The following is a 9,285-nucleotide window of genomic DNA, read 5'->3' on the forward strand; positions in this document are numbered from 1 at the left end:
TACCCATGCGCCGAAGACCGCTGGATTTTCTAGCGCGCGCAATCCTCTGATGAAGTATGCTGTGACGGCTGTTCAGTCTGCGGGCTGAGCGAGGGTTTTCTCGACCTCGGGCAGTTTTTTCCACTGCCAGGGCAGGAGTTCGTGCAGGCGTGATACGGGCAGATCGGCGATGCGGGCGAAGACATCGGCTAGCCAGGCTTTCGGATCGACGTCATTAAGACGGCAGGTTATGATAAATGTGAGCATGATGGCGGCACGATCGGCCCCGCGCTGTGATCCGGCGAAGGTCCAGTTACGGCGCCCCAATGCGATACCTCTCAGCGCTCTTTCTGCGGCATTGTTTGTAAGGCAAATTCTGCCGTCTGCGATGAAGCGTGCGAAGCCCTCCCATCGTTTGAGCATGTAATCCATGGCCTTGACCACATCGGATGAACTGGACAGTGTAGCACGCTCTTTTATTAGCCATTCATGCATATCATCGAACAGCAGCTTGCTCTTTTTCTGCCGCTCTTTGACCCGTTCTTCAGCGCTCAGTCCATTGATCTGCCGCTCAATGTCAAACAGTGCATCGAAACGCCTAACGGCTTCAAGCGCAATGGGCGATATTGGCCTGCCATTCCGCTTACGATCCCGGGCGCTTTTCTCAATATCAGCCAGTTCAAAGAATTTCCGTCGTGCATGTGCATGACAAAAGGCGAATGTAATCGGGATCTCTTTCATTTGCGCGACCGCAATCGGTTCAAACCCGTTGTAGCAATCCGTTTGCAGAATGCCGCCGTATCTGGCCAGATGCTTCTGCGGGTGCGCGCCGCGCCGATCACCCGAAGCATAATAGACTGCCGCGGGCGATGCCTGGCCATTGAATGGTTGATCATCTCTCACATAAGTCCAGATGCGTCCGGTTGTGCATTTGCCTTTCGCCCGGATGGGAATGGTGGTGTCATCACCGTGAAGTCGCTCAGCCGCAAAGACATGACTTTCGATCAGGTTGAAGAGTGGCATCAACGCGGATGTTCCAAGCCCCAGCTGATCCGCAAGCGTCGAGGTCGACAGATCCATGCCTTCGGATTTGAACCGCGTGCTCTGACGGTTGAGCGGAATGTGCATGCCAAACTTGTCGAATAAAATAGTAGCCAGCAATTGGGCTCCAATAAAACCGCGTGGCGTGGCATGGAACGGCGCCGGTGGCTGGCTGATTGCTTCGCAATCCCGACAAGTGAACTTTTCTCGCACCGTCTCAATCACCTTGAAGCGGCGCGGAACTTCTTCCAGCGTCTCAGTAATGTCTTCACCCAGTTTCGATAGGCGTGATCCCCCGCAACACGCGCAAACCGTTGGGGCTGCAATCACAACGCGCTCACGTTCAATATCTTCCGGCCATGGCTTGCGAACTGGACGTTTGCGCGTAAACGAACGCACGCTTGACGCTTTGGCAGATGCCACCTGTGCGGCGGCCTCATCTTCGCTCGCAGACATCACGAGTTCTTCAAGCTGCAACTCCAGTTGATCAAGCAGACGCGCTGTGCGCTCGGAACGCTGACCGCGCAATTCTCGTCTGAGCTTCTCTATCTTTAATTCCAGAGCAGCGATCAACGCATCATTGTCAGAAAGCATGGCTTGCGCATTGGCGGCTTGCGCTACAGCAACGTCACGTTTTGCCACAATTATAGTATGCTCAGCCAGCAGCGCCAAGTAGGCACTTTCAAGGTCTGCAGGAAGATCGAATGGCTTCAAACGCATGAAGCAATTCAATCATATTCTCCTGCAATTTCAACCAAATAATGCTACCCAACCCGCGTTGGACGCCATGTTTCCTGCGGATTGCGCCAGTCAATTCCAGCGAGCAAATAACTCAGCTGGGCCGGTGATATTGTAACAGCGCCACCTTCAGCAGATGGCCAGATAAACTTGCCCCGTTCGAGCCTTTTTGTGAATAAACAGCTCCCCTGGCCGTCATGCCAGATCACTTTTAACAAATCACCACGCCGCCCCCGAAAGCAAAACAAATGGCCACCCAGTGGATCAAGTTTCAGAACTTCCTGCACGCGCAACGATAATGAGGGAAACCCACATCGCATATCCGTATGGCCCGTCGCAATCCACACCCGCACATCCTGACCTGAAGGAAGCGTAATCATCGGTGACGCCGTAAAACATCAAGCACCCGATCCAGCGTATCGGATAAAAAACCATCCCTAACCCGAACCCGATGCCGCGAACCAACCTCTATTTCTATCATCCCAGTCGATGACGATGAAGGCGATTGCCGATTACAGACAGATGTAACTTCTTTAAGGCTATCGACCGGTGCACGTACATCTGGCTCCGTTGCGCAAACCTCCACAGAAAGAAATTCCGGTAACGTTGCCGTGTCGCTCAGAGGCAACCGAGAAACCTTCAGAGCCTTGCGCCATTGATAAATCTGCGACGAATCCAATTCGTAACGCCGGGCGACCGATGCAACGCTTGCGCCCGCCTCAAGCGTCGCAAGAACAATTTCTTCCTTCAATGCCGCCGGCCAGCGACGGCTTACAACGCCCTTATTAGGTAAATCTATCCTGTGAGAACTCACGTGACGCTCCTTGTGTCTCTTATGAAATTCAAGGACACAATCTTCACGTCATGCCGTCAAAACAAGGCGGCCCTGCTCGGATAGATACCAAGGAGTGCCCATCGGGGAAGGATGTCACGAAGATTTGCAGCAAGTCCTTTACCTGTCACCCGGCCAATCCTGCCGCTGACCAGTTGAACGGCTGACATGAGTGGATACGTGAACAACATACTCCAAAGCATATGGTAGCCAAACTGCGCACCGGCTTGGGAATAGGTCGCGATACCGCTCGGATCATCATCCGCAGCACCTGTCACAAGGCCTGGCCCCAATTGTTTGAAGATTGCAGCGCGAGGCCGTCGCGGAAGTTTGTGAATTGCAGAAAGATCGCGAGAAGTGGTTTCGTTCGTCTCTTTCGGCATTTTTTGATTACCCACACAGTTAATTCAATTAGGATTTTGGATCTGCAGAAGCCGGCGGCCCAGGGTTAGTGACCGCAACTGGATCGCTCGCAGGGAAGGTGTTTTCAAGTCCTATCTCTAGTTGCTCAGTTTCATCGTCGGGGGGTGGCGGAGTAACGGCTACTCCAAGCTCAACTTCGGCAGACTGAACGCCATGAAGCAAACTGGTAACGGCCTGCTGTAGAAGTTCGTTTCTGCTGGCCGATTTTAGTCCGTCCAAACAAACTGTGATCTTCTCTTCACCTTCACCGACGAATTCCACAACGGAGGCACCGTCGGTCTCGTATACATTGATGACCAGAATGTTCATATCTTTTCTCCTGACCGCCTCCCAACTCCTGGCGATCGCTGTCGTTCCCACGAGATGAAGAAATGTCAGTTCAGGAACAAAATGGTTATAGGTTTTATGGCGGATCGGAGGCCGACGGTTCGCCACTTGCACCAAGTTCGCCATGCCTCCCTTAACTCGCGACGAATAGAGCGGTGTGTCTAGCAAAATCCGCAACACTTCTTAAAACGGAGTATTCTTCTTGAGAAACAATCCCAATGTAAAATAACGTGTACGACACCAAACTGACTGCCAACAACGACGGTTGCGGCCGTATGATGAATCGAGATTGCAACATCTGTCCCTCGTCAAGCGCTCTGGAAGAATGCAACGGGATCAAATTTTCTCGATTAACGATGTTACCAAACAATGACGAGGCCGCAGCGGACGGGTTAAGGTGCTCGCCTGGCATTTCGTTGCCCGCAGCGAGAAATCGGGAAAACCGCCGCGTTTACCATCTCCGTCATGCCCGATTGGCACGCGGCGACCTCAGTAGAGAAACCTCATATGTATGATTTAGTTCCTGAACCTTCTTCTTTATCGCACGCATTGCAACCGGAGCGCAGACCGATTAGTTTCTCTGCGGGTCAAAAGGCGCGCAGCATACCGAGCCCTTGATATATCCAGAAAGATTGATCGTGAGACAGCCATAGCATGGCCTAGGTATTGCGCCAATCTCGATCAATAGTGCCTTCCTGCGCTTTATGATAATATTGGCTAGCGATGAGCCATCCTTTCGTCGGACGAAGAGGCGGGATGCAAGTTAAAAGCAGGAGGGGTAGGCTCGTAAAGAGATGCACCCATAAGGGAGGCTCGTAGGTTATCTGCAGCCATACAGCAAATACCATGCTAGGTATACAGCCGAACATCATGATAAAAAACGCTGGACCATCTGCAGGGTCTGCAAATGAATAGTCCAAATCACATACTTCACATTTTTCTCTCAGCGTGAGGAAGCCTTGAAAAAGATGACCTTCTCCACATCGAGGACACCGGCCGCGCACGCCTGTGGCGATGGGAGAGAGGCGCGGCCACTGATATTGAGTTGGCATATTGACTCCTGTTTTTTCGCGCTTGCCGACGGGTATGATCTGTAACTCGCAATCGTAGTGAAACCAATAAACCACTAATATGTTTCAATTATTGGAAAATAATATTGCGATCTAAAGCTTTAGTATTCTGGGATTGGAAAAAAATAACTACGTCCTCAACATGAGCCTGATCGAAGTTTAGGTTGAACGATTCGATGAATTTATAATTCTCTGTGGTTCACCTAAGACTACGGATGATTACATAGCCTCGACTGAGCTGTTCGCCCAGGCGATCCCGACGAGACTTACGCTATGCAAGCGGCTGCACTGACAGTAAATGGTCCGTCATTGCGTTGCTTTTGCAACCGTTGGGCAAGGTCGGACGTCCGTGCGAGAATAATACGCGCAAATTGTGGAATGCTTTTCGCTTGCCTGCGGTCGTGTCGACAGGCGCGTTGCGTGTGATGTTCATTTCACTTCCCGTCTCGTCAGGATTTCTGCGACCGCCTGCTTTGCGGCCACCACGCGCCAAGCGCCACCGCGAAGCAGCAGATGAGCCCATCGCAGCTGGCCGAAGGCTCACTGTGCCTAAGTTTTGCTCGGTGAAGTTCCGTACAGTTTTGGACTTCCTGATTATTGTTATGTTTCAAATGTACTTCATTCTAAGCTGTCCTGTGAGGATGTGGGCCTGACTGCGCTGTACTGCTGCCGCTGTCACCTGATATCTGTTGATTTTCTTTGGTGCACGCTTACCTGTAGAGGAAACGTGTGGTGGGACTCGTTATTCGCATTCGACGCGCTGGCAACTCTGGGTCTTTGAAAATATTCGTCCGTGCCGCACCCTGTTCTATGTGACCAGTTTTGTGCAAAACCGGTGGAGTGTAATCTCTCGTTCGATCGGTTTTTTCACTGTGACTGTTCCAGCCCAATTAACAACTAACGATATGCGAGTAATAATCCGCACAGCACTGGCGGGCGGTGGCATCAGGCAAATTATCTGGGAACACTGAACATTGGGTGTTGACCCGCAATCCGAACGCTTGCTGTGATTGCCATAGGGTCGTGACGCTTTTGACGTCGTGGACAATGCTTACATCTCTTGTCCTGTCAACCGCGAAGTGGTGGATTTCGGAGCTTCTGAACGCCGGTTGTCGGGAAGAGGAGATTGCTGCGTTTAAGGCCGATTTCGCACATGGGGTCTCTCAAGCCACCATCCTATTCTATTCACCGGTATCGGTCGCTAGATGTTAGCAAGCACGGACCAATTGCTGGACGTTCTACCCAGGCTGGATTCAAAACTGCTTTTTGGAGAAAGCTATGAGCCGAGATGGTCTGGCCGAATTCGAGTGGCATATTTTAAGAGTCTGCTTCCGATTCAAAGCGTCAATGGGGGAGGCGGCTGTCGCCCGGACATCGCGATGCTGTACCCAGATGCGGCAAGTGGAATATGATCTATCGATGACCTCGGCGCGGGAGGGAAGCCAATGGAGGGGATCTGTTTCCGCCCCCAGATGCCATTTGAATTGATCTTACAAACCGCAATATCGCCCCCTTGTGAAGATCGAATATGCCTGCTTGCTTTACAAACAGCGCAACTTAAGCGAACGGATATTTGCAGGCTGAAAATCCATTGCGCCATCGCCATGCGGCACGACCAACTTAAGGAGGGCTTAATCAGAATTTTTGATATTGCCACCGCAGGATACCGGCTCACATTCATCCAAGATTCCTAGAATCATTGACACTGGTGAATGGTTGCATAAACCGCTGTGAAAATAGAAAAGATGCGCCGCAACTGGACGAACTTTCTGGTCGCATCGAAAATCGAGAGATTAGCTTATGGCATACGAAGACCCCGAAGCCCGGCATCTGGACACGCTTGACCGGGATTTGGGCCGCTTTGCCAGACTCGAAACGGCTGCGGGCTACGTTTCTAGACCTTTGGTAGCACCGGGCATTGCTCTGGTCTTTATCATTCTGGCAGGATTAGGCGCGGCGATGTTGCTGGATCAGACCAGTCAGATGCTCATCGTTGTTGCCGCTGCCGCTTTTGGCGCCTATATGGCATTGAACATTGGCGCCAATGACGTTGCCAACAACATGGGACCGGCAGTTGGTGCGAATGCACTAAGCATGGGCGGTGCAATTGCAATCGCGGTCGTATTCGAAAGTGCCGGCGCACTCATTGCAGGTTCCGATGTGGTATCTACAGTAGCAACAGGTATAATTGCACCGGAAACACTTGATACACCTGCCACATTCATCTGGGCAATGATGGCAGCATTGCTGGCTTCTGCACTTTGGGTCAATATTGCCACAGCGATCGGCGCGCCTGTTTCTACGACACATGCCGTCGTCGGTGGCGTCATAGGAGCGGGCATCGTTGCCGCAGGGATTGGAGCAGTTAATTGGATACAGATGGCAGCCATTGCAGCGAGCTGGATTATTTCGCCGGTATTAGGAGCAGTGATTGCTGCGTGTTTTCTCTGGTTGATTAAAACGCGTATTGTATATCGTAAAGATAAGATCGCTGCCGCTCTTATATGGGTTCCGCTTCTGGTCGGCATCATGTCGGGGACCTTTGCAACTTATCTTATCATGAAAGGGCTGAAGCAACTGATCGATGTACCGATGAGTTGGGCCCTGATCATAGGATTGGCTGCTGGGATCGGAAGCTGGATTGCAATGATACCTGTTATTCGCCGCCAATCCCGTGGACTTGAAAATCGGAACAAGTCGTTAAAGGTTCTGTTTGGAATACCTCTTGTCGTTTCTGCTGCGCTACTCAGTTTTGCTCACGGTGCAAATGATGTAGCAAATGCAGTTGGTCCGCTTGCGGCCATCGTTCAGACCTCACAGACTGGATCTTTAAGCGACGGTGTCGTCATTCCGTTCTGGGTGATGTTGATCGGGGCGGCAGGCATTTCCTTCGGCCTGTGTCTGTTTGGTCCCAAACTAATTCGAATGGTTGGTAATCAAATCACCAAGCTGAACCCGATGCGGGCATACTGCGTCTCACTTTCAGCCGCAATTACCGTAATCCTTGCCAGTGGTCTCGGTCTTCCGGTCAGTTCGACCCATATTGCGATAGGAGCTATATTCGGGGTCGGTTTCTTCCGTGAATGGGACGCAGAGCGTCGATTAAAACTGGCCCGCAGGGCTGTGCCAGCCGGTCAAGCCTTGCCAGCTGAAGAACGCCGCCGTCGAAAGCTGGTGCGCCGATCGCACGCGCTCACGATTGGTGCTGCATGGGTAGTTACTGTTCCCGCTGCAGCTCTCCTCTCAGCACTTCTGTTCGCGATCTTAAAGCAGATTCCGGTTGGTACGTTATAATTTATAGATACGAACAGGCCAGGCGATGAAATTTAGGAAATGGAAAAAGCGCATTCGCGAAGCTGAAGCAGGAAAGGAACTGCAACAGGCTGCAGCGCTTCCTTTCCGGTTCGCGAACGGCGTGCTGGAGGTAATGTTAATAACTACGCGGACCACGCACCGCTTTTGTCTGCCCAAAGGATGGCCGATGGGCAATCGTAGTCTTAGCGAGGTTGCACGTATTGAAGCCTTTGAAGAGGCGGGGATTGAGGGAAAAGTGTCATCGGCAACGCTCGGCGTATATTTTTATTGGAAACGCCTGAAGAAAGTTTTCATCCCGATCAAAGTATCGGTGTTTCCATTAGAGGTCACCTGTGAGAATTCCCATTGGCCCGAATGTGCTGAACGACAACGAAAATGGCTACCTTCTGAAGATGCAGCGCTTCTCATTGATGAACCAGAACTGGTAAGCTTGCTGGGCTCTCTGGACGATAAAATCAAAAGAGACCTAACAGGAGACGAAAAATAACCACTCCTTCGTCGTTGACTTTTTCAAGGCTCGGATCTGAAGTATTAAATGTGTCAAGCTGCGGAGAACCCTATCAAAGTTGTTTAAACGTCATCCAATGAAATGCGCGAAATCTGCAGCTTCGTTGGAGACGCTTTGGAAAAGCTACTCCAACTGCATCATGCCGGCGGTGAGGGTATCTGATTAAGCTGCTTCCTGCAAAAGTGTAGCAAAAGCCTCGGCGGGTGTCTTAAATCCAAGACACTTGCGCGGTGTTGCATTGAGATTATGGGCGAGGGCGGTCAACTGTGCCTGGCTGACTTGTGTCAGGTCCGTGTTGCTGGGCAAATACCGTCGAATGCGCTTGTTGATGTTCTCAATTGCGCCTTTCTGCCAGGGTGAGTTTGGGTCGCAAAACCAGCTTTTTGCCCCCATTCCATCCTCCAAAGCCCGATACGCCATACACTCGGAATCACGATCAGAGGTAAAACTTCGACGTGCGTGATAAGGCAGTGCAGCAAAGGCCTGAATGATTTTATTCATGATAGGCTTTGAATGCCGACTGTTGTTTTTAATGATGACGCAATAACGACTTTTGCGTTCAACAAGGGTCATGACATTGGCTTCTCCAAGGTCACGATCAAAGATAATCAAATCACCTTCCCAATTTCCAAATTGCAGACGATTGCCAATAAAACCAGGGCGTTGATGAATACGAAACGCTTCTGGAATGCGGGAACTGCGCGATCGTCTGGTGCCACGTGGGCAGCGCTTTGTTCGCATCTCGGCCAAGTGTTCATACAGTTTCAGCGCGTATTCTTCCTTTGAATAAATGAAGCGATAGATCGTTTCTGCGCATAGACGTATCGCGCTCAGGCCATGACTAACCAGTCGGCCACAGATCTGTTCCGGCGACCAATGTGCTTCCAATTGTTCTATGACGAACTTGCGCAGCTCTGGATAACGTCTGAGCTTTCGCAACCGTGTTCTGCGGTCTTTGCTGATATTGTCGGCAACAACGCTATGATAGCCATTATAGTCTGGTATCTCAGTGTGAGGTCATGCTGAAGCGCGACTTTTGCCGTTTGTGCTTA

At 51.2% G+C, this 9,285-nt stretch carries 7 protein-coding genes and 2 pseudogenes; 2 read left to right on the plus strand and 7 right to left on the minus strand.

The window, feature by feature from the left end; genetic code table 11:
• Positions 1-72: 72 nt before the first annotated feature.
• From tnpC to CEV34_RS00355, 6 genes and pseudogenes are all read right to left on the minus strand, one after another.
• Positions 73-1,740, minus strand: coding sequence for an IS66 family transposase (gene tnpC, locus CEV34_RS00330; RefSeq protein WP_094543089.1), 1,668 nt, complete (start codon positions 1,738-1,740; stop codon positions 73-75).
• A 44-nt stretch (positions 1,741-1,784) separates the two neighbouring features.
• On the minus strand, positions 1,785-2,138 hold the full coding sequence (gene tnpB / locus CEV34_RS00335) for an IS66 family insertion sequence element accessory protein TnpB (RefSeq protein WP_094543092.1): 354 nt from the start codon (positions 2,136-2,138) through the stop codon (positions 1,785-1,787).
• A complete protein-coding gene (gene tnpA, locus CEV34_RS00340) occupies positions 2,135-2,572 on the minus strand; it encodes an IS66-like element accessory protein TnpA (protein ID WP_094543094.1) in 438 nt (145 codons plus the stop codon). Before tnpA ends, tnpB begins: the two co-directional genes overlap by 4 nt.
• 83 nt (positions 2,573-2,655) lie before the next feature.
• Positions 2,656-2,973 (minus strand): annotated as a pseudogene (locus tag CEV34_RS00345) (divalent metal cation transporter); the annotation flags it as partial.
• Between the two features lie 28 nt (positions 2,974-3,001).
• Positions 3,002-3,322 (minus strand): hypothetical protein, encoded by a 321-nt coding sequence (locus CEV34_RS00350; protein WP_094543110.1) that lies wholly within the window; start codon positions 3,320-3,322, stop codon positions 3,002-3,004.
• A 677-nt stretch (positions 3,323-3,999) separates the two neighbouring features.
• Positions 4,000-4,392, minus strand: a complete 393-nt coding sequence (locus tag CEV34_RS00355) for a DUF983 domain-containing protein (RefSeq protein ID WP_094543112.1) — start codon at positions 4,390-4,392, stop codon at positions 4,000-4,002.
• A gap of 1,818 nt (positions 4,393-6,210) precedes the next feature.
• Here CEV34_RS00355 and CEV34_RS00370 point away from each other — a divergent pair.
• A complete protein-coding gene (locus CEV34_RS00370) occupies positions 6,211-7,704 on the plus strand; it encodes an inorganic phosphate transporter (RefSeq protein WP_094543102.1) in 1,494 nt (497 codons plus the stop codon).
• A 25-nt stretch (positions 7,705-7,729) separates the two neighbouring features.
• Positions 7,730-8,212: an NUDIX hydrolase gene (locus tag CEV34_RS00375; RefSeq protein ID WP_094543105.1), complete on the plus strand. Its 483-nt coding sequence runs from the start codon at positions 7,730-7,732 to the stop codon at positions 8,210-8,212.
• A 183-nt stretch (positions 8,213-8,395) separates the two neighbouring features.
• Here the strand turns inward: CEV34_RS00375 and CEV34_RS00380 are convergent.
• A pseudogene (locus CEV34_RS00380) lies at positions 8,396-9,241 on the minus strand (IS30 family transposase); the annotation flags it as partial.
• Positions 9,242-9,285 lie beyond the last annotated feature (44 nt).

Origin of the sequence: Brucella pseudogrignonensis, assembly GCF_002252525.1 — a bacterium.
Classification (GTDB): Bacteria; Pseudomonadota; Alphaproteobacteria; order Rhizobiales; family Rhizobiaceae; genus Brucella; species Brucella pseudogrignonensis.